Here is a 24,875-nt window from a genome sequence, read left to right on the forward strand (position 1 = left end):
TGCGCAGCAGCCCCACCCCCACCCTTCACCCTAAAGCTTGAGCCCCCACTGTCGATAACCCATGTATCCGCCAATCATGGACCGATGAAATGGAACTCTCCCTTAGCATTGCCTCTATCACTCCAGCCAACACCAACCTCACCCGTTCCGAGCAGAAGTTGGTCACCAATCCTCCAGTAGGTTCCGTAAAGGAACTGGAAAACGGCGGCCCGGCAGCCATCTACCACCCCAGTGAAGACACTCAAACCACGGTGGGAACACCGGTGTTCACCACCACCTGGGTCGGTCGATCCCAATCGCCAGATTTCCCGCGATTTGCCGCGATCACCGCGGGAGCGAAAAGCACGCTGGCCACCACCTTCGAGACATTCCAATCAACGCTGTCGGCAACTGATCCGGACTTGGCCAGCAAGAAATACGGCTTCACCGTCGAGGCCGACGGCAAGCTGAAAGTGCTCAACTCGGCCGGCCAGCTCAGCAGCTCGGAAACCCAGCGGCTCACCGATTTGCTCAATGAATCCAGTGACCTGAAAGCCGCCGCCAGTGCGTTCCGCGACGCCTCTATCGACATGGTCGACGCCGACTCGCCATGGTCCGGCAGCTATCTGGGTCTCTACAACCTGACCAAGGAAAACTTCGCCAGCACCATCGATCTGGCGCCGATGCTCAAGCGCGCCGGCTCGGTGCCTCCTCAGGAATTTTCGGACGGGCTGTTTTTCAACCAGCTGGCGTACAAAGGCGAACGGGCGACGCGCGAGACGGAAGCCGCGATGCTTGAACGGCGTGCTGCGCAGCGATTTAGCGCGCAGGCTTGAACGGCTGTTCACCCAGGACGAGTCCCGAATCCGGGACGAGACATTGAGTGACGGTCATTGTGGCGAGGGGATTTATCCCCGCTGGGCTGCGTAGCAGCCCCAACCGACCAGGCGCACAACCCAACGGAGGCGGAATGGATAACGCTCCAGGCAAACGCGTCATCGTCATCGGTGCGGGCATCGTAGGCGCATCCCTGGCCTACCACCTGGCGACCAAAGGCGCGAATGTCACGGTGGTCGAGGCCGAAGGCATCGCGTCAGGCGTGACCGGCAGCTCATTCGCCTGGATCAACACCACACACGTCGACCCCGACCCTATTGCGCCATTGCGCGGCGCCGCCATTCAGGAATACCACCAACTCGAAACACAGCTGCCCGGCCTGAAGATCCAATGGACTGGCGCCCTGTCTTACGGCGTGAGTACAAACACTTCGGCGAACCGGATATCCCGCTCGAGCATTCTCGAGCTTGAGCCAAACCTCAAGCACCCTCCTCAATTCGCTTCGTACGCAGCAGAAGAAGGAGCACTGGACGCCGTAGCAGCAACCCATGCATTGATCGCGGGTGCCGAGGCGAATGGTGCGAAAGTGCTCACTCAAACGCCGGTTCTCGGCTTTAAAACCCAGGGTTCCACCGTGTTGGGCGTCGAAACCGCCGCAGGTATCATCGACGCCGATATTGTCGTACTGGCAGCCGGCACAGGCATCACGAAGTTGACCGACCTGCTTGAAGTCTCCCTGCCCATAGAAGCCTCCCCGGCGATTTTCATCCGCTACACGTCGCAACCCAACGTGGTGCGCACCCTCATCTCCAACCCGGAAATGGAAGTGAGGCAAACCCCAGAGGGTACGTTGCTGGCGGCCGAAGACTACCTGGACGACGCCTTGGAAAACCAACCCTCGGAGATCGCGCTGCGAACGGCCAACGCCATCAAAAACGAGCTCCACGGCGTTGTCTCCATGGGCCTGCAGTCGGCTTGTGTCGGATACAGACCCATGCCCGCCGATGACATCCCCATCATTGGTTATCTTCCCCAGGTCGGCGGCGTATACGTGTGCGTCATGCACCCCGGCGTTACCCTGGCGGCGATTGTGGGCCGTCTGGCCAGTGAAGAAATCATCGGTGACAAACCTTCCTCTGCCCTCGACCCCTGCCGTCCGGATCGATTTTTCCAAGCTTAGTGAGGAGTGAATGGCCTAAGCTGGCCTACTCCCAAATCAGCCAAGGAAGCGTCAATGGGCATTCGCGGAAAAGACCGTCAGATCGATAACATCGAATTCAATGTCAACGACATCGCCCGAAGCAAGGCTTTCTATGGAAGCGTCTTCGGCTGGAGTTTCGTAGACTACGGCCCGACCTACACCGAATTCAGCGACGGTCGCCTGACCGGTGGGTTCACGACCGGTGAACCTGTGCGCCCGGGTGGCCCGTTGATCATCCTGTACGCCGATGATCTTGAAGGCACCCAACTCAGGCTCGAAGCCGCAGGGGCCACCATCAGCCGTGAAGTGTTCGCCTTCCCGGGTGGCCGACGTTTCCACTTTATCGACCCAGATGGCTATGAATTGGCGGTGTGGTCGGCTTCCTGAGTGACTGATCAAAAACAGCCCCCCTCGCCCTGTCAGATAAATCATCCGAACGGATAGATTCAATCGAACTGCACTCCCCTGTGGCGAGGGAGCTTGCTCCCGCTGGGCTGCGCAGCAGCCCTATCATTCCAACAGACAACCCCCACCAGCCGCTTACAACCTCGCAGTAGCGGCCTGCCAGTCGACACAGCTTCAATTGAACTGAACATCTCCTGTGGCGAGGGGATTTATCCCCGTTGGGCAGCGCAGCAGCCCGAATCATTCCTACAGACAACCCGCACGAGCCACTAGCCCACCAAGCAAAATCACCCCCTTTAACCCCGAATCCCAAGGCAATCCAAAACCCTGTTTATTCCCCCACCGCCACCCTGCCACCAACCCACACATCCTTGCGCCATTGCCTACAACTACGCCAGAATCCGCCCGCTTGTGCGCCTTGCTCCCGGGTTCTATCGTTTCCCTGCCACTGCCCATCAGTGGTCGGGTTTAGTAGCCCGTGGTAGTCGAAGCTGTACAAGTGCTTCTGTCAGACAGGATCTCTATTCCGGCCTTTGATGGTGGCTGTACGCAGGGCGCTTTGGCGCGCCGGCTTCTTCGGTTCCCCGGTCTACTAACCTGCGTACAGCTGCCACCCCCTGTTTAGTAGCTAGGGGTGTCGGCATCACATCAGGAACCGAAGCTCCTGTTCAAAGTAACTCCAAATCCTCCGGAAACGGACCGCACTTCCCCGCGCACCAAATCCAAAAAACTCGACGAAGCCGCCGAGCGCGCTCTGGATTTCTATCTGTCGCCCAAGACAAAATCTAAAGACGCAACCAAACCCGGCCAGCTATTCACCGTAGTAAAAGACATCGACTACGAATCCCTGCTCGCCAACCTCAGCGAAACCCTGGCCTCAGCCGACGCGATGGTCAATGACCTGGCCTTCGAACTGGAAGGCTCACGCCGCCACGTCGCCCTTGGCATCCAGCAATTGATCGAACTGAGTTCATTGCTGGCGAACCGGGCGTTGGATAACGTCGATCCGCGATAGCGGGTAAAGATCTTTTCAATAAAACGAACCCGACAATTTGCGTCGGGTTCGTTTACTTCCACTCAGGCTGTCCGTCACAACAACACCCACAAAGAGGCGCAAATCCCCAATCGCGTCCATGATTAACCCCCTGCGATATCGAAAACGCTAGGTGGACGACGATTCGAGACCCTCGAAGATCCATCTCTAACCCCGTTTAACTATCATCCAGCCAAAAATATCGCACAGCCCCCCAGGTCCATTCATCAAGGAGTCCCTCCATGAAAATCGACTTCACCGGCCGTCACGTATTGGTCACCGGCTCCACCAGCGGTATCGGTTTTGCCACAGCCAAAGGCTTCCTCGAAGCCGGCGCCCACGTGGTCATCAACGGTCGCAGCGAGAGCAGCGTGGAAGATGCGTTGCAGCGCTTGGGCGACCTTGCCTCCAGAGCCGACGGCTTCGTTGGCGATCTCAGCAACGAGCCTGGCTGCCAGGCATTGATCGCCAAGTACCCAAGCTTCGACATCGTCATCAACAATCTCGGCATTTTCAAACAGCAGGATTTCTTCGAAACACCGGACAGTGAATGGCAGCGCTTCTTCGAAACCAACGTGATGTCGGGCGTGCGTGTTTCCAGGGCCTACGCGCAGGGCATGGTCGAGCGCGGTTGGGGGAGGATTGTGTTTATCTCGTCGGAATCTGGCGTGAACATTCCCGCGGACATGATCCATTACGGCTTTACTAAAACCGCCCAGCTTTCCATTGCTCGCGGCTTGGCCAAGCGCCTTGCCGGCACGGGCGTTACGGTGAACTCGGTGCTGCCTGGGCCGACGCTTTCCGAAGGGGTTGCCCAGATGCTCCAGGCAGATGTCGAGCGCACGGGGGAAAGCCTGGAAAAGGTCGCGGCGGATTTCGTCAATGAGCACCGTAGCACCTCGATCATCCAGCGCGCGGCGCGTGTCGAGGAGGTTGCCAACATGATTATCTATGTGAGTTCGGAGCAGGCTTCAGCTACTACCGGTGCGGCGTTGCGCGTTGATGGTGGTGTGGTGGATAGCATCGTTTAGGATCCTATGACACGTTGCAAAAAAACGCCGCTTCCTCATGAGATAAGCGGCGTTTTTCGTTTTGGAAGCAACATGGGTTAATTCGACCGACTTTGGAGTGGTGAAGGGCTTATTCAGACCACTCTGTTTTCCATCAGGCGATCCGAGCCACCTTCGGCCACACGGTTCTCGATCAGGCGATCCGAGCCACCTTCGGCCACACGGTTCTCGATCAGGCGATCCGAGCCACCTTCGGCCACACGGTTTTCGATCAGGCGATCCGAGCCACCTTCGGCCACACGGTTTTCCATCAGACGATCCGAGCCACCTTCGGCTACACGGTTTTCGATCAGACGGTCCGAGCCTCCTTCGGCTACACGGTTTTCGATCAGGCGATCCGAGCCACCTTCGGCTACACGGTTTCCGATCAGGCGGTCCGAGCCACCTTCGGCTACGCGGTTTTCCATCAGGCGGTCCGAGCCACCTTCGGCTACTCGGTTTTCGATCAGACGGTCCGAGCCGCCTTCGGCTACACGGTTCTCGATCAGACGATCCGAGCCACCCTCGGCTACGCGTTTTTCAATCAGGCGATCCGAGCCACCTTCGGCTACACGGTTTTCGATCAGGCGATCCGAGCCACCTTCGGCCACACGGTTCTCGATCAGACGATCCGAGCCACCCTCGGCTACACGGTTTTCGATCAGGCGGTCCGAGCCACCCTCAACGAACGTAGGTTGAACAAAAGAAGTGGCGAACGCATTGCCGATGGACAGTGCCAGAAGCGAGCCAACGAGAGTTTTGGTGAGAGTGTTCATGTTCTGATCCTTTTTATTCGTAGATAAAGTGAGTTAGACGGTGACGTGCAAGCGGACGTCGACGTTGCCGCGTGTCGCGTTGGAGTACGGGCAAACCTGGTGAGCCGCGTCGACCAGCGCTTGAGCCTCGGCTTGATCCAGACCTGGCAGGCTGATGTGCAGGTCGATGTCCAGACCGAAACCACCAGGGATCTGGCCGATGCCAACGTGTGCCGTGATCGAGGCGTCAGCGGGAATGCTGCGTTTGCTCTGGCTGGCGACAAACTTCAGTGCGCCGATGAAGCAGGCCGAGTAGCCGGCTGCGAACAGTTGCTCAGGGTTGGTGGCTTCACCACCGGCACCACCCAAGGCTTTTGGCGTGGCCAGTTTCACGTCGAGAATCTTGTCGCTGGAAACAGCACGGCCATCACGGCCACCGGTGGAGGTTGCGACTGCGGTGTAGAGAACGTTCATGGTGTTTCCTCTTGCTGAATGGGCTGATCGAGTTTTGTTTTGGTTTGCGCTAAATGTTTGTGCGCTAACCAGTTGAGATAAAGTTAACGCTCAAATACTTTGTGCGCAAGATAAATTTTCAAGAAATGATCAATTTCGAATTAACTGGTTGATCTAAAAAGGAATTTATTTTTCAGACAGCGCAGTATCACCAGCCGCGAGGTGAACCAAGGAGAAGGAGGTGTCAGAGGGATCAGTGCCCGCGCAATTGCAGGCCTTTGAAGAGAGGGCGTCTAGGGTTTCTCGATCATTCCCACGCTCCCGCGTGGGAATGCCGCCAGGGACGCTCCGCGTTCCGCTTCCAAAAGGTGACGCAGAGCCTGGATACGATCAAATTCCGACTGATGAGGCAAAGCCAACCCGACTAAGCAACAGCCACTCGATTGCGTCCCAGCGCCTTCGCCCGATACAGGGCCTTATCCGCATCGTTCATCAAGCCGTGAAGATCCTTATTACAGGCCTCCGTAGACGCGACGCCAAGGCTGGCGGTTATGCAGTGAACAGGCTCGATCATCAAACCCGCAATCGTATCGATGAGCTGTTCTGCAATCTGGGTGGCGACCTCAATAGACGTGTCCGGAAGCAGAATGGCGAACTCTTCCCCACCTAGCCGGCCGTGAATGTCCGTCGCCCGAAACGACGAACTGATGACCGCCCCCATCTCGCGCAAAACCTGATCCCCGACCTGATGGCCGTAGGTGTCGTTGATGTGCTTGAAGTGATCCATGTCCAACATAACGGCGCACAACCCTAACCGGTTGGTCTTACATTCGTCATAAAGCTGCTGGGCATGCTCGAAAAAAGCCCGCCGACTCTTCAGGCCGGTCAGTTCATCGGTTTGGGCTGCACGGGTCGAAATGCTGTTCGCCTGTTCCATTTCACGGGTGAGTCGAAAAGCGGTTTCCAATGCCTGGGACATTTTGCTGGTAGCGCGGGCAGCAAATGCGGTGAACACCACGATCGACAATGCCATGCCGACTTGAATCGGGGACGGTTGAAACAGCAGCCAGGCGGTGCACGGCAACAGAACCAGGCCAATGGAGACGAGTGTCATATTGCGGTAGGCGGAGTAGCAGGACACCGCGCTGACAGACATCCCGACAGTAAAGAGCATGACCAAGGCCTGGGACAAAAGATCGTCTGCCGGCATGATCGCTAATGCGCCTGCGCCCCAGATGCTGGCGGACAGCACGAGCGTGATCCAGTATTTGCGCTCCCAGCGTTGAGGCGTTCGCTCACTTTTGTCGCTGCGAACGTAGGCAACAAACAACGAGATACGCAACAGCGTCGATCCGGTCAGGATGGCCAGCCACCAAAAGATAACGCTGTGTTCAAAACGATCCCAGCATAGCCAACTCAGCAGGATGGCAGCGAGGTAGCTACCAAAAACGGCAGACACGGATTGGCTAAAGAGTTGCTGCAATCGGTCAGTTCGCACCTGCTCGGCTATGAAAATCGCCTGGTCATTCCGTGATCTTGGGCCATGCATGTGATCCACCTGATCGTGACGCAACGAAAACGGCGATTGTGGCACCCTGCCACCAATGCAAACAACTGAATTACACCCACGGCCCCGATTGAACCAAAACCCGTGGCGAGGGAGCTTGCTCCCGCTGGGCTGCGAAGTACTGATAATGAAAAAACCCGACGCTTTACGTCGGGTTTTTCGTGGAATACGACTTGGGTTACTCGACTTGCGACAGCTTGGCGTCGTCGCAACCGGCAGCACGGCACTCGCGCTCGACAGCTTTGAGTATGACGATACGCGCCTCGGTCTTCTCATTGGCACAGTCCAGGTAGAGCAGGCCATCGTTGGAACAGGCGCTGTCACGATTTTTGATCCACTGGATTTGAGCGGCTTTCACTTTTTTCTTTTGATCCGGGTTCAAGGCACTCATCGTCTTCTTGTATTGATCATTGATTTCCTGATCCGACTGAACCATTTTCAGCGACGCGCAATAGGTTCTGTCATAGGCGTTTCTAGGGTTATCGCAACTCATCGCAGATGCCGATGCGGATGCCATTGCCAGCAATGCCCCAACCAACAAAGACTTGATCACTTACTTCTCTCCCTGAATGCCCTCTATTGATTAGAGGTCGCGGCGGGGAATTTATCATGAGGGTTGTTGAACAATGAAGCAGAACTGCAACGCCCTTGGCCGCCGCGCAGCCGGCGACTGCCTTTCGTTACAACTTTGACTTTCTCGACCAAAGATCGAGGTCGCTGCTGCACGCCGCAACGATGTAGTTCCCACACCAGGAGAATCCGAACGCCCTCACGTGGTCCCTGTAGATCACCGTGCAATCCGCCTGATGACCCTCAATCAGAGCATTTTTGAAGGGTTTGCTCAGAATAAGGCTGTTTTCAGGCCAATCCGGGGAAACCAACTCCAGTCCTTCCCCGGCGACGTTGCCAGTTGGCAAGCCACCACCCTGAATGCCACACAGCGGTATGACTTCATCGGCGATCACGCCAATGCCCTGGCAATGCAACCCGAGCTCGCTCAGGCCCGCATATTCTTCATAGTCGCGCTCAATTTTTTCTCCTGTGTCGCAGTGCACGACACTCCGACCCGAGCTTGAGACGACCAGCAAGTAGGGACCTTTTTGTGAAAAACCTACCGATAGCAGCCCACCGACGGCTATCGAAGCAATATGAGTCCAACCCTCGGGGTTCTCATCGACAGGGATCTGGTCGATGAGTCGTATCAAGCGCTTTCGATTGTCTTCGCGTAATGAATTCATGAGTGCATTCGGATAAAAAAGGGGCAAGTCTACCCTGCCCTCCACCCCCCTTTGCAGACCGAAAGACAGTAGCCACCAGGCATCGAGCGAGGGACCGGTCAAACATTCGTGGCGAGGGAGCTTGCTCCCGCTGGGCTGCAAAGCAGCCCCACTTCAACCTCCCCAACCAAACCCGTCTAGCGCCAATTTACGGGTCAAAACCAAGCCCTGTTTATCCTCGCATCCTTCCCCGTCCGCCAGGCTACCCAACCTTGCGCCTTTGCCTACAACTACGCCAGAATCCGCCCGCTTGTGCGCCTTGCCCCCGGGTTCTATCGTTTTCCTGCCACTGCCCATCAGTGGTCGGGTTTAGTAGCCCGAGGTATTTAGTAGGTGCATTAGCTCCGTCAGACAGGCGTCTCCATGCCTGTATTTGATGGCGGTTGTGCGCAGGGCGCCTTCGGGCGCGCCGGCTTGCTAAGTCCCCGGTCTACTAACCTGCGTACAGCTGCCTCCCCTTGTTTAGTAGCTAGAGGGTTGCGGCTTCACCTATAGGACTTAGTACATGTTCAAACCTACACCGAATCCGCCACAGGCGGACCGTACTTCCCCGCATACCAAATCCAAGGCCAAAAAGCACGACGAAGCTACCAATCGCGCCTTGGATTACTACCTGCTACCAAAATCGGAAAGGTCCGAAGATGCGTCCCAACCGGGTCAGCTCTTCACCGTCGCAAAAAACGCTGACAACGAATCCCTTCTCGCAAACCTCAGCGAAACCCTGGCGGCAGCCGACGCGATGGTCAGCAACCTGGCTTTCGACCTGGAAGGCCCTCGCCGTCACATCCTCCTCGGCATCCAGCAGTTGATTGAATTGAGTTCATTGCTGGCGAACCGGGTGTTGGATAACGTTGATCCGCAATAGCAGATAAACATCTGTCGATAAAAGCGAACCCGACACCTCGTGGCGGGTTCGTTATTTGGTGCCGACAGCCCGCATAACTCAATAATGCATTTGCTTTAGGTGGAAATAAATCCGTCACGTTTTTTGTCACGTTTTTTAATTGTTCTTTAGTCCGTTCTTTAATTAGGGTGTAAATAACATGGGGATTCTGGAATCACTTAAAACGCACCGGAACATATCGTTGGTTGACTCCCTTGAGCCCGACATTCATTCCGTACTCAGGTTCCTCACCCAAGTCTCTAGGCGCCACGGAAAACTGATTGTCTTGATAGGTAAACACCGTGTCATAGACGTGCTTAGCTTCCATATGCGTTATATGCAAATCGTCCTCTCCGTGCTTGTATGAGTTGATACCGTAAAAAATGCTAAATCTTACCTTGAATACATGATCACCCGGCGTTACCCGTACCCAACCAGGGCAACCAGCCCTCCAACAGCTTGTCTCAACACCGTCTACACTAATTATTTGCCCCAAGATATTTCCGGAGAATTGAACCGCTGAAAAAACGGCCGTATCCGACATAGGGTGTTGTCGAACTTCATCAGTAATATAAGGGTCTATATACTCGGCGCTCAAACAACCCGATATAAGAAACGAAAACAAAAAAATGAAATTCAGCTGAAGTGCCTGGCGATACAACGGTCTTAAATATTCTAGGCCTGATAGCGATTTTAGTGCGACTCTTTGAAAGCTAATATTCTTCATTTGTCGCTCCTTGTTTTTATATGTCGTAGCATAAACAGCCTTCGATTGCTCAGACAAATACGGAATTTTTTGATAATCAAGTTTATAACTTATTCCATCCCCACAAGCTAAGTCATGGTTCCTCAAAGCAAGCTTTTATCCGAGTTCAACGCTTCCAATAAAGCCACTAGCCTTTTTTATAAAACTGGTTGCGGGAAAAACTCTCTAGGAGATAACTACTTTGTCGTGGGCTGGCTTTATCCAGCCCCATTAAACGAAGCGAAACGACTTTATCCAGTAAAAATCAATAACCACGACCCAACGAGATAAGCCAACGAATCTGAGACTTTCTATCGTTCGAAAAAATGGCCCATATCACGATTATTGAGAACAGCGCTTGAAGTGTGCTTATAAAAAGGAAAGCAGGAATTGACGGGTTTGACGGGTACGGTTGTGTCCCAATGATCATGAGGGCTGGGAACATGGCTAGAGTCCATGAAATCCAGTACACAATAATTGAACGCCAAATATAGCCCCAAATTGTTATAGGTTTTTTTGTTTTCAGAAGACCGTCTTCGGTGGCTAATTTATTCAATGAAAATATAACAAAAGCAATGTAGATGGCTAACCAGACTGAACTTATTAAAAGAAAGCCTACTGAGTAGGATATTGTTGAGGGTAGAATGCTAATCATCACCCCGCTGATTACTAGGATGAGCCATGATTTTTTCATGAATGGATCAAAGTTTTTCACTGGAACTCCTATTGTTTTACGGTCGAGCTACAGACGAACAAAAGTATAGCTTTGCGAATATCTTGAGCGGAGCGAGCGGTGTTTGTTGAGCGTAATACTATAGATGGAGCTGGAAGAGCGCGTCAGGAAGGTGATATAAAAACAATCGTGTCAAATAAAATAACATGATTTCTTCTAGGGCCTCTTCTAAAACAGCGCGGTGATTATTACCACATCTCACCGGTTTACAACCACTACTGGGCGGTATGTGATTGTTGTGTTCTTGTCATTGATGGCGCGCTCGTAAAAAGTTTCTTTTTTTCTACAAAACCCTGTCTAGCTCGAGCTGGCCCTGGCAGACTTGACACTAGTCAGGGAAGAAACACGAGATAGATGACGACAAGCCTTGCTAGCTGATAATAATGCTATCTATTTGCCATCACCTTGTCCACTGTCCACACATGTCAATTGCACAGGCTGCAATAGGACTATGAAGCCTAATCGGTTCGCTCTATCGACGGCGAAAGTGAGCTATCCATGAGCTTCTCGACATTCCGAGCATAAAAAAACGGGCCTGCATTCCCACGCAGCCCCGTTTTTTCACCACCCGATCAGATCAAAACGCCGGCAAAACCGCGCCTTTGTACTTCTCAAGAATAAAAGCCTTCACTTCCGGCGTGTGCAACGCCGCAACCAGCTTCTTCATCGCCTCACTGTCCTTGTCGTCGTCACGAGCCACCAGGATGTTCACATACGGCGAGTCGCTACCTTCAATCACCAGCGCATCCTTGGAAGGATCAAGCTTCGCCTCCAACGCATAGTTGGTATTGATCAACGCCAGATCCACCTGGGTCAGCACCCGCGGAATGGTCGCCGCTTCCAGTTCACGGAATTTCAAATCCTTCGGGTTCTCAACAATGTCCTTGGTAGTCGACAGGATGTTGTTCGAATCCTTCAACTTGATCACCCCAGCCTTCGCCAGCAGCAACAGCGCGCGGCCGCCGTTGGTGGCGTCGTTCGGGATCACCACGTTGGCGCCGCCCGGCAGTTCTGTAAGTGCCTTGTACTTGCTGGAGTACGCGCCCAGGGGTTCCAGGTGCACACCGGCCACGCTCACCAGGTGCGTGCCCTTGGCTTTGTTGAACTCATCCAGGTACGGCTGGTGTTGGAAGAAGTTGGCGTCCAGGCGCTTTTCCGCGACCTGTACGTTCGGCTGGATGTAGTCGGTGAAGACTTTGACCTTCAGGTCGACGCCTTCTTTGGCCAGGGCCGGTTTGACGAATTCGAGGATTTCCGCGTGCGGTACCGGCGTTGCGGCGACGGTCAGGGTGTCGGCGGCGTGGGCGGAAAACGCTGCGGCGGCAGCGAAGGCAACCAGTAGTTTTTTCATTCAGCTAACTCCTTGTGAGGCGCCTGCTCTCGGCGCCTGCCAGCGAATGGCCGGCTCATGGTTTATTGGCCGCGAGGCCTTATTTTCTAGAAAAATGTACAACCAGTTTGTCGCCCGCGGTCTGCAGGACCTGGACCAGCACCAGCAGCAACACCACCGTGACCACCATGACGTCGGTCTGGAAACGCTGGTAACCGAAACGGATCGCTAGATCGCCCAAGCCACCGGCGCCCACCACACCGGCCATGGCCGTGTAGGACACCAGCGTAATCGCTGTCACCGTAATCGCTGCAAAAATGCCTGGACGGGCTTCCGGCAGCAAGGCGTTGACGATGATCTGCCGGGTCGTCGCGCCCATGGCCTGGGTCGCTTCGATGATGCCGCGATCGACTTCGCGCAAGGCGGTTTCCACCAGGCGGGCGAAGAACGGCGTCGCGCCGACCACCAGCGGGGGAATCGCGCCAGCCACGCCCAGCGACGTGCCAGTGATCAATACCGTGAACGGAATCATCACGATCAACAGGATGATGAACGGCAGCGAGCGCAGGATATTCACGATCAGCGACAGCAGCGCATATACGCCCCGGGCTTCGAGCAACTGGCGCGGGCTGCAGAGGAACAGCAACACGCCCAAGGGCAGGCCGAGCAGCACGGTAAACAACAGCGAACCGAAGAGCATCAGGAAGGTGTCGCCGGTGGCTAGCCAGATTTCCAGCCAGTCGATGTTGGAGAAGAACGAACTCAACAGTTCCATTAGCGCAGCACCTCCATGTGGACATCAGCCGCGGTGAAGCGGGCAAACGCCGCCTCCATATCACCGCCGGTGATGGCGAGGGTCAGTTGCCCGTAGGGGGTGTCTTTGATGCGGTCGATGCGACCGGCCAGGATGCTGTAGTCCACGCCGGTTTCCCGGGCGACGGTGCCGAGCAATGGCGCGTAGGTTGCTTCGCCCTGGAATGTCAGACGCACGATGCGCCCCGGTACGTGAGCAAAGTCGTCGCGCTGTTCGCTTTCGTCAATCTGCTCGTCTTCCTGGACAAAACGCTTGGTGGTCGGGTGCTTGGGATGCAGGAACACCTCGGCCACCGAGCCTTGCTCGACAATCACGCCGGCGTCCATCACCGCCACTTGATCGCAGACCCGGCGGATTACGTCCATTTCATGGGTGATCAGCACGATGGTCAACTTCAGCTCGCGATTGATCTCCGCCAGCAGTTGCAAGACCGAGGCGGTGGTTTGCGGGTCGAGGGCACTGGTGGCTTCGTCGCACAGCAGGATCTTGGGTTTGGTCGCCAGGGCGCGGGCGATGCCGACGCGTTGTTTTTGACCGCCAGACAATTGCGCCGGGTATTTCTTGGCGTGATCGGATAAGCCCACGCGAGCGAGTAACTCGGCAACACGGCGGTCGATTTCGCTGCGGGACAATTCGCCCGCCAGCGTCAGCGGCAGCGCCACGTTATCGGCCACGGTCTTGGACGCCAGCAGGTTGAAGTGCTGGAAAATCATCCCGACCTGTTGACGGAAACGCCGCAGGCCGCTGGCGTCCAGGGCGGTGACTTCTTCGCCGTCGACGATGATCTTGCCGCCGCTGGAGTCTTCCAGGCGGTTGATCAGGCGCAGCAGGGTACTTTTTCCCGCACCGGAATGGCCAATCAGGCCGAAGACCTGCCCGTTCTCAATCGTCAGACTGGTCGGGTGCAGGGCGGGGATATCCTTACCGGCGACCCGGTAGGTTTTATGGACGTTTTGAAACTCGATCACGTAGCGAACCTTGTGGGGCGCGTTGGAAAAGGGTCAGCGGTTAGCCGGGGGCGCATTTTAGCCTGTCCGTATAGAGGTTCTTAGCATTTATTTGCGATCAGACCTGTGATTTGGCAATAACACGATCAAAGGCCATAAAAAAGGAACACGGCCAAACGGCATCGGTCACTCATTAAGCCACTCGAAAATGCCCGGGTACGGAACCTGCGGTATCGAACTCAAGAGTCCTGGCCTCCGGGATCGCAAAGAGGAGTTATGCCTGATGAGTACCAAAAAGCCCACGGTCAACAAGAGCCAACTGGCCGGGACCGACACCTTGGATCGCGGCAACACCAACGCCAAGCTCGAGAGCCTGGAGCCGTTTCGCTCCGACGCCACCGAGCAGGCTTTGCGCACCAATCAGGGTGTGAAAATCGCCGATAACCAGAACACCCTCCGGGCCGGCGCCCGCGGCCCGTCGCTTCTGGAAGACTTCATCATGCGTGAAAAAATCACGCATTTTGACCATGAACGGATCCCGGAACGCATCGTTCACGCCCGCGGTACCGGCGCCCATGGATACTTTCAGAGCTATGAAGCGCATTCGGCACTGACCAAGGCCGGATTCCTACAAGACCCAAGCAAGAAAACCCCGGTGTTCGTGCGTTTTTCCACCGTGCAAGGCCCACGGGGTTCCGGCGACACCGTGCGGGACGTTCGTGGCTTTGCGGTCAAGTTCTTCACCGAGGAAGGCAACTTCGATCTGGTGGGCAACAACATGCCGGTGTTTTTCATCCAGGATGCGATCAAATTCCCCGATTTTGTCCACGCGGTGAAACCCGAACCCCACAATGAAATCCCTACCGGCGGTTCAGCCCACGACACGTTTTGGGATTTTGTCTCGCTGGTGCCGGAATCGGCGCACATGGTGATCTGGGCGATGTCCGACCGGGCCATTCCGAAAAGCCTGCGGAGCATGCAGGGCTTCGGTGTGCACACCTTCCGCATGATCAACGCCGAAGGCAAAAGCAGCTTCGTCAAATTCCACTGGCGGCCAACAGTCGGTACTTGCTCGTTAGTGTGGGACGAAGCCCAGAAGCTGGCGGGTAAGGATACTGACTACCACCGTCGCGATCTCTGGGAGTCGATCGAGATGGGGGACTACCCAGAATGGGAATTTGGCGTACAAATCGTCGCCGAGGAAGACGAGCATAAATTCGACTTCGACCTGCTCGACCCGACCAAGATCATCCCGGAAGAACTCGTGCCTATCACGCCCCTGGGCAAGATGGTGCTGAACCGTAACCCGGACAATTTCTTCGCCGAGGTCGAGCAAGTCGCCTTCTGCCCTGGGCACATCGTGCCGGGCATCGACTTTTCCAACGACCCCTTGCTGCAGGGCCGGTTGTTTTCCTACACCGATACGCAAATCAGCCGACTCGGCGGGCCGAATTTTCATGAGCTGCCGATCAACCGGGCGATCACCCCGGTGCACAACGGTCAGCGTGACGCCATGCACCGCACCACCATCGATAAGGGGCGCACGTCCTACGAGCCGAACTCCATCGATGGTGGCTGGCCGAAGGAAACCCCGCCAGGCCCTGAAGACGGTGGCTTCGAAAGCTATCCGGAGCGCATCGATGCCTACAAGATCCGCCAGCGCAGTGAGTCGTTTGGCGATCACTTCTCCCAGGCCCGGCTGTTCTACAAGAGCATGAGTGCCCACGAGCAAGAGCACATCATTGCCGCCTACAGCTTCGAACTGGGCAAGGTAGAGCGTGAATTCATCCGGGCGCGGCAGGTCAACGAGATCCTGGCTAACATCGATCTGGAACTGGCTGCGCGGGTGGCAAAAAACCTGGGGCTGACCGCCCCCACTGCGGGCACCGTCGATGTGCCGAAAACCTCTCTGGAGCAATCGCCGGCCTTGAGCCAGGCGAACCTGCTGCCTGGGGACATCAAGACGCGAAAAGTGGCGGTGCTGGTGGCTAACGGTGTCGATGGCGCGATCATCGATGCGCTCAAGCAGGCTTTGAAGGCGCAGGGCGCCCACGCCAAGGTGCTGGGGCCGACTTCTGCGCCAGTGACCACCGCTGATGGGAAAACGCTACCGGTGGATGCGTCCATGGAAGGGTTGCCGTCCATTGCCTTTGATGCGGTGTTCGTGCCGGGTGGCGCGGAGTCGATCAAGGCCTTGAGTACCGACGGCGTGGCCCTGCATTACTTGCTTGAAGCCTATAAGCACCTCAAGGCCATTGCTCTGAATGGCGAAGCGCGGCAATTGCTGGTGTTGTTGAAGCTGGAGGCGGATGCGGGGCTGATTCCTGACGCGGATGCTGGCAAGTTCCAGGCATTCTTCGACGCGATTGCCCAGCATCGGGTGTGGGCGCGGGAGCCTAAGGCGAAGGCGATTCCGGCTTGATGGGTGTCCGAAAGAGACTTGTTGTCTGGTAGGGCGCTATCGCGAGCAAGCTCGCTCCCACATTGGATCTAGGGTGATCACAGTTTAGTGATCGACACATGACTACTGTGGGGGCGAGCTTGCTCCGGGCGGCGTTCCGACGATGCTTTCAGGGCTTGCGCGGAGTCAGCACCATCTGCGCCGGCACATTGCGCAGGGTCTGCTTGCGAAGGTTCAGTTCAAACCCCGGATCAAGCTTTTTAACCCGCTTGGTCAGCAAGGTCGCTAGCCACGGATAGTCATCGGTGCGCGGCGCCTGGATGCTGACGTCACACTGATAATTCACTACATCGGCGGCAATGGCGTCCAGTTGGCGCCGCATTTTCTGGATATCGCCGATATTAAGCGCAACGGTGGTGCTCTCGGCACTCGGATCAATCACTTTGGCAACCGGTTTGGCTTCGGCGGCCTGGAGGGCGGCCTCGGCTTTTTCCAGCTCGGCCTTGCGGGCTTCGGCAATGGCGCTGTTGACCTCACCGGACAGTGCCGGCGCCTTGGGCATCAAGGCACGTGCACGGCTCAGTGCGGTGGTGGCGGCGTTTACATCGCCTTTTTGCAGATCGATCTGGCTGCGGCGCAGATACGCCTCGGCCAATTGCCGTTGGTAGGGTTCCAGCGCCGGATCTTCGGGCGTCTGGGCCTGCAAGGCGGCCAGTTGATCTTCAGCGGTGGCCAGCTCATTGCTGGCCAGGCTTTGTTCCAGCTGCGCGATGGCCGGGCCCCGCGTATCGGGAGCCTCGGTGACCGGCGGTGAACTCTGGCAAGCGCCCAGTAGCAGGGAAAATGCGACAAGGAGCAGATAACGGGAGGCGAACGGCTTCATTCCTGCGACTCTCTATTTGCGCAAAAAGCGAGCAAGTCTACACCCCTCGGCGGGGCAGGACAAAACTCAGCAGAAACAGCGCAGCGGCGCTGACCACGATCGACGGCCCCGCCGGGGTGTCCTTGAACCACGACAACGCCAGCCCGCCACACACCGCGAGCATGCCCAGCAGGCTCGCGCCCAGGGCCATCTGCTCCGGGGAGCGGGCGTGCCGCTGTGCCGCCGCCGCCGGAATGATCAGCAACGACGTAATCAGCAACACACCGACGATTTTCATCGCCACGGCGATCACCACGGCAATCAGCAGCATCAGCGCCAAACGCAAACCCACCACGGGCAGGCCTTCGACCCGCGCCAATTCCTCGTGCACGGTGACGGCCAGCAACGGGCGCCAGAGCGCAACCAGCAACAGCAGCACCGCCGCGCTGCCGCCCAGGATCCACGACAGGTCCATGGGGCTGATGGCCAACAGATCACCGAACAGGTAGGCCATCAGATCAATTCGCACGTCGTGCATGAAGCTTAGTACCACCAGCCCGAGGGACAGGGTACTGGGGGCCAAAATGCCCAGCAGCGTGTCGGATGCCAGCGGTTGGCGCTGTTGCAAGGTCACCAGCAGCACCGCCAGCAACAGGCAGCCGACGGTCACCGCCACCGCAGGACTGACGTCTAGCAGAAACCCAAGCGCTACGCCCAGCAACGCCGCGTGGGACAGGGTGTCGCCGAAATAGGCCATGCGCCGCCAGACCACGAACGAACCCAAGGGGCCGGCCACCAGCGCGAGGGCCAGGCCTGCGAGCAGGGCGTACAACAGAAAATCAGCCATGCTTGCAGCCATCTCCATGAACATGGGTAGAAACAGAGGATTCGCTGACCACTGAGCCATGCAGGTCATGGGCGTGGTCATGATGGTGGTGATAAATCGCCAGGCTTTGTGCGTTCTTTCCGAACAGCTCGACGAAAGCCGGATCGCCACTGACCTGCTCAGGGTGCCCGGAACAGCAAACGTGCCGGTTGAGGCAGACCACCTGGTCGGTGGTGCTCATCACCAGGTGCAAGTCGTGGGACACCATCAGCACGCCGCAACCGTGGCGGTCGCGCAAACGAGTGATCAGGCTGTACAGCTCGGCTTGGCCGGCCACGTCGACGCCTTGCACCGGCTCGTCGAGTACCAGCAATTCAGGTTCACGCAGCAGGGCACGGGCCAGCAGCACGCGCTGCATTTCGCCACCGGAAACACTTTGCACCGGGCTGTCGATCACCTGTTCGGCGCCGACTTCCTTGAGCGCCGCCAAGGCTCGCTCGCGATCCACCCCCGGCACCAGGCGCAGAAAGCGCAACACCGACAGCGGCAGCGTCGGGTCGACATGGAGTTTTTGCGGCATGTAGCCAACCCGTAGCTTCGGCTTGCGCCAGACACTGCCGCTGTCGGGCTTGAGCAAACCCAGCACGGCGCGCACGAGGGTGGTCTTGCCGGCGCCATTGGGGCCGATCAGGGTGACGATCTGCCCCGGCTCGACGCTCAGCTGGATGTTGTCCAGCACGCTTTGCCCGGCGAACGTCACGGCCACCTGCTCGAGGCGGATCAAGGCGTTGCTCATCAGGCCCCCTGGCAGCCGGAGCACAGACCCACCACTTCGACGGTCTGGCTGTCGACCACGAAGCCGACGTCCTTGGCGCTGGCGATGATCGCATCGCTGATGGACTTCTGTTCCAGCTCGATGGCGGCGTGGCATTGCCGGCAGATCAGGAACTGGCCTTGGTGGGCGTGCTCCGGATGGTTGCAGCCGACGAAAGCGTTCAGCGACGAGATGCGGTGCACCAGGCCGTTCTCCAACAGGAAATCCAGCGCCCGATAGACCGTTGGCGGCGCGGCGCGGCGGCCATCCTGCTCACTGAGCACGGCGAGGATGTCGTAGGCGCCCAGCGGCTTGTGGCTTTGCCAGACCAGCTCGAGCACGCGTCGACGCAGCGCGGTCAGGCGCAACCCCTGGCGTGCGCAGATGGCATCGGCCTCGGACAGCGCGGTGTGCACGCAGTGAGAGTGATCGTGGGGGCGACTGGCAAGGGGTGTGATAGGCATGGGCAGCGACGAGTTTAGTGAGAGACGTTATTATGTTACCCGTTCTCAGCACTTCGAGTGGTCATCGTGTCCCGGATTTTTTCGATCTTTGTCGTTTTTGTCGCAAGTTTTCTGCTGACTGGCCCGGCCTGGGCCGACGTGAAAGTACTGACCAGCATCAAGCCGCTGCAGCTGATCGCCGCGGCGGTGCAGGACGGCGTGGCCGTTCCCGAGGTGCTGCTGCCACCCGGCGCTTCGCCCCATCACTATGCGCTGCGGCCATCCGACGTACGGAAGGTGCAGTCGGTGGATCTGCTCTATTGGATCGGCCCCGACATGGAAAGCTTCCTGCCGCGCGTGCTCAACGGTCGTACGCTCCCTTCCGTGGCCATACAGGATTTGCCAGGGCTCAAATTGCGTCACTTTGCCCAGGACAGCCAATCCCACGCCGAAGATGACCATGACGGCGACGAGCATGATCACGACCATCGCCCGGGTACGGTCGACGCCCATCTGTGGCTTTCGCCGACCAATGCGCGGGTGATCGCCGCAAAAATGGCGGCCGACTTGAGTGCGGCCGACCCGGCCAACGCCGCTCGCTATCAGAGCAATCTCAAGGGCTTCAACCAGCGTCTCGACGCCCTCGATACACGGCTGAAGGCGCGTCTGGCCGGGGTCGTGGGCAAGCCGTATTTCGTGTTCCACGAAGCATTCGACTATTTCGAGGACACCTACGGCCTCAAGCACGCCGGGGTGTTCGCCGTGGCCGCCGAAGTCCAGCCCGGTGCCCAACACGTGGCGGCGATGCGCACGCGCTTGCAGGCCGTGGGCAAGACCTGTGTGTTCAGCGAGCCGCCCTTGCGCCCGCGCCTGGCCGAGACCCTGGTGGCCGGGTTGCCGGTGAAGCTGGCGGAGCTGGATGCACTCGGCGGCTATACCCCGGCGACAGCGCAGGGGTATGAGCAGTTGTTGGAGAAGTTGGGCAATGATCTGGCGGGGTGCTTGGAGTCGTTATAACGCCGTCGATGCACAAACCTGTGGCGAGGGGATTTATCCCCGCTGGGCTGCGAAGCAGCCCCTGTTTTCGATCTGACGGACCGCAGCGGCAGATATTTCTTGGGGGCCGCTGCGCGCCCCAACGGGGATAAATCCCCTCGCCACAAGAGCATCCTGTTTCGCGCCTGGTTACAGGGCGAAAGGCAACAACGCGCTGACCGTCTGCCGCTGCGCCAACCGCTGCTGGAACTCCATCGGATCGTGAATCAACACGTCCTGCCCGGCAAACGATTCGGCGGCGATCAACCGTGACAGCCAGAACCGCACGCACGCCACGCGCAGCAGGGTTGGCCATAGCTCGGCCTCGGCGGCGGTGAACGGTCGCAGCGCCGCATAGGCTCCCAGCAACGCCCGCGCCCTTGCGCCATCGAGCACACCGTCGTCATCCGAACACCAGTCGTTCAAGGCAATGGCGACGTCATACAGCATCGGCCCGGAGCAGGCATTGTAGAAGTCGATCAGCCCGGTCAGGTGCGTGCCCTCGAACATCGCGTTGTCGCGGAACAGGTCCGCGTGGATGTTGGCTCGGGGCAGCGCCAGGATGCCTACCTTCTTCAGCGAAATTTCCTCCAGCGCAGCCTCCAGCAACTGACGCGGCGCGGCATCGAGGTGCGACAGCAGCTTCGTGCCCTCCTCCTGCATCCAGTCCAGGCCGCGATCGGTCTTGCGCTTGATCATGTTGTCCCGGGTCGCCAAGTGCAGATGCGCCAGCAACTCCCCGACCTGGGCGCAATGCTGCGCGTTGGCCTGCTTGATGTGCTTGCCCGCCAGGCGCGGTTGCAACAGCGCCGGCTTGCCCGCTAGTTCCCGCAGCGCCACGCCGTCAGTGGTGCGCAAGGCGTAAGGTACTGGCAGGTTGGCGTCGTGCAGCACGTCCAGCAGTTCGATGAAGAACGGCATTTCCTGCACCGGGCCGCGCTCGACCAAGGTCAGGACGAATTCGCCCTGCTCCAGGCTGATAAAGAAATTGGTATTTTCGCTACCGGCGGCGATCCCCTGGAAATCAAGCAGACGGCCAAGCCCATAAGGGGCGAGAAAGGTTTCCAGCTCGGGCCGAGCCAGGGGCGTGAACACAGACATGGTTAAAACTGCCAGTACGGGCGCCCTTCAGCGGGCGCCGGTTGAAGTGCAGAGCGGTATTACCACTCAAAGATTTTCCAGGACGGAATCAGCATATCCGGCTGGTCCGAACGGATGAAGTTTGCATCGCTGCCGTCGGCCCGCACCAAGAAATAGGGCTTGCCGTTCTTGGGCGTGACCTTGATCGCGTACAAAAATCCGTTTTGCCGGTACTCCTGAATGGTTTTATCGCCTTCGGTGCGGATGGTGACATCCGGGTCCGCCGAGGGTGCGTCGTCCGCCGCCATGACGGCCAACGGGGTGATTGCAAACAAGCCAGCCAGTAACAGGCGATTGAGTGTACGCATGATAACCTTGTCCCTTTGTCGTCAACGGTCCCGCTATTCTAGCCCCGGACCCGCCGAAAAGGTTGATCCTGCTCATGAGCCAAGCCCCCCTCGTCCTGGTGGACGGTTCTTCTTATCTGTACCGCGCCTTTCACGCGCTGCCACCGCTGACCACTTCCAAGGGCCTGCCGACCGGCGCGGTCAAGGGCGTGTTGAACATGCTCAAGAGCCTGCGCAAGCAGTATCCGGACAGCCCGTTCGCCGTCGTGTTCGACGCCAAGGGTGGGACGTTTCGTGATGCGCTGTACGCCGAATACAAGGCCAACCGCCCGAGTATGCCCGACGACATGCGCGTGCAGATCGAGCCGCTGCATGCCAGCGTCAAGGCCCTGGGCTTCCCGCTGCTGTGCGTAGACAACGTCGAGGCCGATGACGTGATCGGCACGTTGGCTCGCAGCAGCGCGGCGGCCGACCGTCCGGTGGTGATCTCCACCGGTGACAAAGACATGGCGCAACTGGTCGACGGGCACATTACCTTGGTCAATACGATGACCGGTAGCGCCCTGGACGTGGCTGGCGTGAAGGAGAAGTTTGGCGTCGCTCCAGAGCAGATCATCGATTACCTGGCGCTGATGGGCGATTCGTCCGACAACATCCCCGGCGTACCGGGCATCGGTCCGAAGACCGCATCCGGCCTGCTGGTGGGCGTCAATGGCGGCCTGACCGAGCTGTATGCGCAACTGGACATCGTTGCCACCTTGCCAATCCGTGGCGCCAAGACCCTGGCCGCCAAGCTCGAAGAGCACAAGGAAATGGCGCTGCTTTCCTATGAGTTGGCGACGATCAAGACCGACGTGCCTCTGGATGTCGGTCTCGACGACCTGCAGATGGGTGCGCCGGATCACGAGAAACTCGCCGAGCTATACACCCTGTTGGAATTCAAGAGCTGGTTCGAAGAAAACCAGCGCGACGCCAAGCGTGCCGGCCAGGAGATCGTCGAAGTCACCGAAGAACAGCCCGGTGCTGCCGAGGCCCAATATGAGGTCATCCTCGATCAGGCGCGCTTCGATGCCTGGTTGGCCAAACTCGACAAAGCGCCGCTGTTTGCCTTCGTCACCGAAACCAACGGCGGCGATGCCCAGCATTCGCAACTGGTGGGATTGTCGTTCGCCGTTGCCCCGTTTGAAGCGGCCTACATCCCACTGACTCATTCCTACATGGGCGTGCCGGAGCAATTGGACCGCGACACAGTGCTCAGGGCCCTCAAGCCGCTGCTGGAAAACCCGAACAAGCTCAAGGTTGGCCAGCACGCCAAGTTTGAAACCAACATCCTGGCCAACTGCGCCATCGGCGGTGATCAGAGCAACGGCATCCTGGTTCAAGGCATCGCTTTCGACACCATGCTGGAGTCCTATGTGCTGGACTCCACCGCGACCCGCCACGACATGGACAGCCTGGCGCTCAAGTACCTGGGCCAAAGCAAGACCGATTTCCAGGACATCGCTGGCAAAGGCGTCAAACAGCTGACTTTTGACCAGATCTCCCTGGAACTGGCTGGCCCTTACGCCGCCGAAGACGCGGATGTGACGTTCCGTCTGCACCAGGCACTACAGGAAAAACTGGCCGCCACGCCAAGCCTGGGCAAAGTGCTCACCGAAATCGAAATGCCGCTGATGCCGGTCCTGGCGCGCATCGAACGCCAGGGTGCGCTGGTCGATGCCAACCTGCTGGGCGTGCAGAGTGTCGAGTTGGGCGAGAAGTTGGTGGCGCTGGAGCGTGAGGCGTTTGCCATCGCCGGTGAAGAATTCAACCTGGGCTCGCCGAAGCAATTGGGCGTGATCCTCTACGAAAAACTCGGCTTGCCGGTGCTCAGCAAGACCGCCAAGGGCCAGGCGTCTACCGCCGAAGCGGTGCTCGCCGAGCTGGCGGAGCAGGATTACCCCCTGCCCAAGGTGCTGATGCAGTACCGCTCGCTGAGCAAGCTCAAGAGCACCTACACCGATCGCCTGCCGGAGCAGATCAACAGCCGCACCGGTCGCGTGCATACCAATTACCAGCAGGCCGTCGCCGCGACCGGGCGCCTGTCCTCCATCGACCCGAACCTGCAGAACATTCCGATTCGCACTGCCGAAGGCCGGCGGATTCGCCAGGCATTCGTCGCGCCCAAGGGCTACAAGCTGTTGGCGGCGGACTACTCGCAGATAGAATTGCGGATCATGGCGCACCTGGCCAAGGATGAAGGTCTGCTCCATGCGTTCCGCAACGATCTGGACGTGCACCGGGCCACGGCCGCCGAGGTGTTCGGCGTTGAGCTGGAGGCCGTCACCCACGACCAGCGTCGCAGCGCCAAGGCGATCAACTTCGGCTTGATCTATGGCATGAGCGCGTTCGGCCTGGCCAAGCAGATCGGTGTCGATCGCAAGCAGTCCCAGGCTTACATCGACCGCTACTTCGCCCGCTACCCAGGTGTGCTGGCGTACATGGAGCGCACCCGCGCCCAGGCGGCCGAGCAAGGTTTCGTCGAAACCATTTTCGGTCGCCGGTTGTACCTGCCCGATATCAATGCGAAAAACCCGGCCTTGCGCAAAGGCGCCGAGCGCACGGCGATCAACGCGCCGATGCAAGGCACGGCCGCCGACATCATCAAGAAAGCCATGGTGGCGGTGGATCGCTGGCTGACGGCCTCAGGGCTGGATGCCAAGGTCATCCTGCAGGTACACGACGAACTGGTGCTGGAAGTGCGCGAAGACCTGGTCGACCAGGTGCGCGAGGAAATTCGCCAGCACATGAGCGCCGCCGCCACGCTGGACGTGCCGCTGCTGGTGGAAGTGGGCGTGGGGAATAACTGGGATGAGGCGCACTGAGTCGTGGGCTCTGAAGCTGGCGCAAGTCCCGTGGCGAGGGAGCTTGCTCCCGCTTGAGTGCGAAGCGCTCACCAAATGTTTGGGGGCGGCTGCGCCACCCAGCGGGAGCAAGCTCCCTCGCCACATTGGCTCACTGAAACCCCGGGACGGTGTCTTTAGTTCGGAAAATTCCTAAGGCTATTTCCAAAAATAATC

At 58.1% G+C, this 24,875-nt stretch carries 23 protein-coding genes and 1 pseudogene; 9 read left to right on the forward strand and 15 right to left on the reverse strand.

The annotated features are described in order from the left end of the window. Positions 1 to 89 precede the first annotated feature (89 nt). The 5 genes from CD58_RS00070 to CD58_RS00090 all read left to right on the forward strand — a co-directional run bounded on the left by CD58_RS00070 (position 90) and on the right by CD58_RS00090 (position 4,486). Positions 90 to 815 (forward strand): hypothetical protein, encoded by a 726-nt coding sequence (locus CD58_RS00070; protein WP_025211065.1) that lies wholly within the window; start codon positions 90 to 92, stop codon positions 813 to 815. A gap of 134 nt (positions 816 to 949) precedes the next feature. Next, positions 950 to 1,996 carry an NAD(P)/FAD-dependent oxidoreductase gene (locus CD58_RS00075; protein ID WP_025211066.1) on the forward strand — a complete coding sequence of 349 codons (1,047 nt, stop codon included), beginning with the start codon at positions 950 to 952 and terminating at the stop codon, positions 1,994 to 1,996. Positions 1,997 to 2,050: 54 nt separating this feature from the next. Next, positions 2,051 to 2,404, forward strand: coding sequence for a VOC family protein (locus CD58_RS00080; RefSeq protein ID WP_025211067.1), 354 nt, complete (start codon positions 2,051 to 2,053; stop codon positions 2,402 to 2,404). A gap of 682 nt (positions 2,405 to 3,086) precedes the next feature. After that, a complete protein-coding gene (locus tag CD58_RS00085) occupies positions 3,087 to 3,437 on the forward strand; it encodes a DUF6124 family protein (RefSeq protein ID WP_025211068.1) in 351 nt (116 codons plus the stop codon). A 260-nt stretch (positions 3,438 to 3,697) separates the two neighbouring features. Then, the gene (locus tag CD58_RS00090; RefSeq protein ID WP_025211069.1) at positions 3,698 to 4,486 is read left to right on the forward strand and encodes an SDR family NAD(P)-dependent oxidoreductase; all 789 of its coding nucleotides are present in this window, start codon (positions 3,698 to 3,700) and stop codon (positions 4,484 to 4,486) included. Positions 4,487 to 4,725: 239 nt separating this feature from the next. Here the strand turns inward: CD58_RS00090 and CD58_RS00095 are convergent. From CD58_RS00095 to CD58_RS00115, 5 genes and pseudogenes are all read right to left on the reverse strand, one after another. Further along, positions 4,726 to 5,280: pseudogene (locus CD58_RS00095) on the reverse strand (phage infection protein); the annotation flags it as partial. A 33-nt stretch (positions 5,281 to 5,313) separates the two neighbouring features. Next, the gene (locus CD58_RS00100) at positions 5,314 to 5,733 is read right to left on the reverse strand and encodes an organic hydroperoxide resistance protein (protein ID WP_025211071.1); all 420 of its coding nucleotides are present in this window, start codon (positions 5,731 to 5,733) and stop codon (positions 5,314 to 5,316) included. Positions 5,734 to 6,136: 403 nt separating this feature from the next. Beyond that, entirely contained in the window at positions 6,137 to 7,261 is a 1,125-nt protein-coding gene (locus CD58_RS00105) for a sensor domain-containing diguanylate cyclase (protein WP_025211072.1), read from the reverse strand. Positions 7,262 to 7,457: 196 nt separating this feature from the next. Next, on the reverse strand, positions 7,458 to 7,832 hold the full coding sequence (locus tag CD58_RS00110; RefSeq protein ID WP_080712484.1) for a lysozyme inhibitor LprI family protein: 375 nt from the start codon (positions 7,830 to 7,832) through the stop codon (positions 7,458 to 7,460). A gap of 127 nt (positions 7,833 to 7,959) precedes the next feature. Then, the gene (locus CD58_RS00115; RefSeq protein ID WP_038436740.1) at positions 7,960 to 8,517 is read right to left on the reverse strand and encodes a hypothetical protein; all 558 of its coding nucleotides are present in this window, start codon (positions 8,515 to 8,517) and stop codon (positions 7,960 to 7,962) included. Between the two features lie 544 nt (positions 8,518 to 9,061). Here CD58_RS00115 and CD58_RS00120 point away from each other — a divergent pair. After that, positions 9,062 to 9,421, forward strand: a complete 360-nt coding sequence (locus CD58_RS00120) for a DUF6124 family protein (RefSeq protein ID WP_025211075.1) — start codon at positions 9,062 to 9,064, stop codon at positions 9,419 to 9,421. Positions 9,422 to 9,614: 193 nt separating this feature from the next. Here the strand turns inward: CD58_RS00120 and CD58_RS00125 are convergent, their stop codons facing one another. The 4 genes from CD58_RS00125 to CD58_RS00140 all read right to left on the reverse strand — a co-directional run bounded on the left by CD58_RS00125 (position 9,615) and on the right by CD58_RS00140 (position 14,029). Continuing rightward, positions 9,615 to 10,166, reverse strand: a complete 552-nt coding sequence (locus CD58_RS00125; protein WP_025211076.1) for a hypothetical protein — start codon at positions 10,164 to 10,166, stop codon at positions 9,615 to 9,617. A 1,328-nt stretch (positions 10,167 to 11,494) separates the two neighbouring features. Further along, complete coding sequence (locus tag CD58_RS00130; protein WP_025211077.1) at positions 11,495 to 12,268, reverse strand: MetQ/NlpA family ABC transporter substrate-binding protein; 774 nt, start codon at positions 12,266 to 12,268, stop codon at positions 11,495 to 11,497. Between the two features lie 79 nt (positions 12,269 to 12,347). After that, positions 12,348 to 13,022 carry a methionine ABC transporter permease gene (locus CD58_RS00135; protein WP_025211078.1) on the reverse strand — a complete coding sequence of 225 codons (675 nt, stop codon included), beginning with the start codon at positions 13,020 to 13,022 and terminating at the stop codon, positions 12,348 to 12,350. Further along, on the reverse strand, positions 13,022 to 14,029 hold the full coding sequence (locus CD58_RS00140; RefSeq protein WP_025211079.1) for a methionine ABC transporter ATP-binding protein: 1,008 nt from the start codon (positions 14,027 to 14,029) through the stop codon (positions 13,022 to 13,024). The genes CD58_RS00135 and CD58_RS00140 overlap by 1 nt, the downstream gene beginning before the upstream one ends. A 262-nt stretch (positions 14,030 to 14,291) precedes the next feature. Between CD58_RS00140 and katE the strand changes: the two genes are divergently transcribed. Continuing rightward, positions 14,292 to 16,430, forward strand: coding sequence for a catalase HPII (gene katE / locus CD58_RS00145; RefSeq protein WP_025211080.1), 2,139 nt, complete (start codon positions 14,292 to 14,294; stop codon positions 16,428 to 16,430). A gap of 148 nt (positions 16,431 to 16,578) precedes the next feature. Here the strand turns inward: katE and CD58_RS00150 are convergent, their stop codons facing one another. From CD58_RS00150 to zur, 4 genes are read right to left on the reverse strand one after another with little or no spacing between them, the layout of a single operon-like run. Next, the gene (locus tag CD58_RS00150) at positions 16,579 to 17,292 is read right to left on the reverse strand and encodes a PA5502 family lipoprotein (RefSeq protein ID WP_025211081.1); all 714 of its coding nucleotides are present in this window, start codon (positions 17,290 to 17,292) and stop codon (positions 16,579 to 16,581) included. Between the two features lie 37 nt (positions 17,293 to 17,329). Continuing rightward, positions 17,330 to 18,118 (reverse strand): zinc ABC transporter permease subunit ZnuB, encoded by a 789-nt coding sequence (znuB, locus tag CD58_RS00155; protein ID WP_025211082.1) that lies wholly within the window; start codon positions 18,116 to 18,118, stop codon positions 17,330 to 17,332. Further along, the gene (gene znuC, locus CD58_RS00160; RefSeq protein ID WP_025211083.1) at positions 18,111 to 18,893 is read right to left on the reverse strand and encodes a zinc ABC transporter ATP-binding protein ZnuC; all 783 of its coding nucleotides are present in this window, start codon (positions 18,891 to 18,893) and stop codon (positions 18,111 to 18,113) included. Before znuC ends, znuB begins: the two co-directional genes overlap by 8 nt. Next, positions 18,893 to 19,375: a zinc uptake transcriptional repressor Zur gene (zur, locus tag CD58_RS00165; protein WP_025211084.1), complete on the reverse strand. Its 483-nt coding sequence runs from the start codon at positions 19,373 to 19,375 to the stop codon at positions 18,893 to 18,895. Before zur ends, znuC begins: the two co-directional genes overlap by 1 nt. A gap of 66 nt (positions 19,376 to 19,441) precedes the next feature. Between zur and znuA the strand changes: the two genes are divergently transcribed. Continuing rightward, on the forward strand, positions 19,442 to 20,371 hold the full coding sequence (gene znuA / locus CD58_RS00170; RefSeq protein WP_025211085.1) for a zinc ABC transporter substrate-binding protein ZnuA: 930 nt from the start codon (positions 19,442 to 19,444) through the stop codon (positions 20,369 to 20,371). Between the two features lie 168 nt (positions 20,372 to 20,539). On the opposite strand, the gene CD58_RS00175 is transcribed toward znuA, so the two are convergent. Next, positions 20,540 to 21,490, reverse strand: coding sequence for a homoserine kinase (locus tag CD58_RS00175; protein WP_025211086.1), 951 nt, complete (start codon positions 21,488 to 21,490; stop codon positions 20,540 to 20,542). 59 nt (positions 21,491 to 21,549) lie between these two features. Beyond that, on the reverse strand, positions 21,550 to 21,837 hold the full coding sequence (locus CD58_RS00180) for a DUF2782 domain-containing protein (protein WP_025211087.1): 288 nt from the start codon (positions 21,835 to 21,837) through the stop codon (positions 21,550 to 21,552). A gap of 74 nt (positions 21,838 to 21,911) precedes the next feature. Here CD58_RS00180 and polA point away from each other — a divergent pair, with 74 nt between their 5' ends. Continuing rightward, positions 21,912 to 24,680 (forward strand): DNA polymerase I, encoded by a 2,769-nt coding sequence (gene polA, locus CD58_RS00185; RefSeq protein ID WP_025211088.1) that lies wholly within the window; start codon positions 21,912 to 21,914, stop codon positions 24,678 to 24,680. The last annotated feature ends 195 nt before the right edge of the window (positions 24,681 to 24,875 follow it).

The sequence above is a fragment of the Pseudomonas brassicacearum genome (assembly GCF_000585995.1).
Lineage (GTDB): Bacteria > Pseudomonadota > Gammaproteobacteria > Pseudomonadales > Pseudomonadaceae > Aquipseudomonas > Aquipseudomonas brassicacearum_A.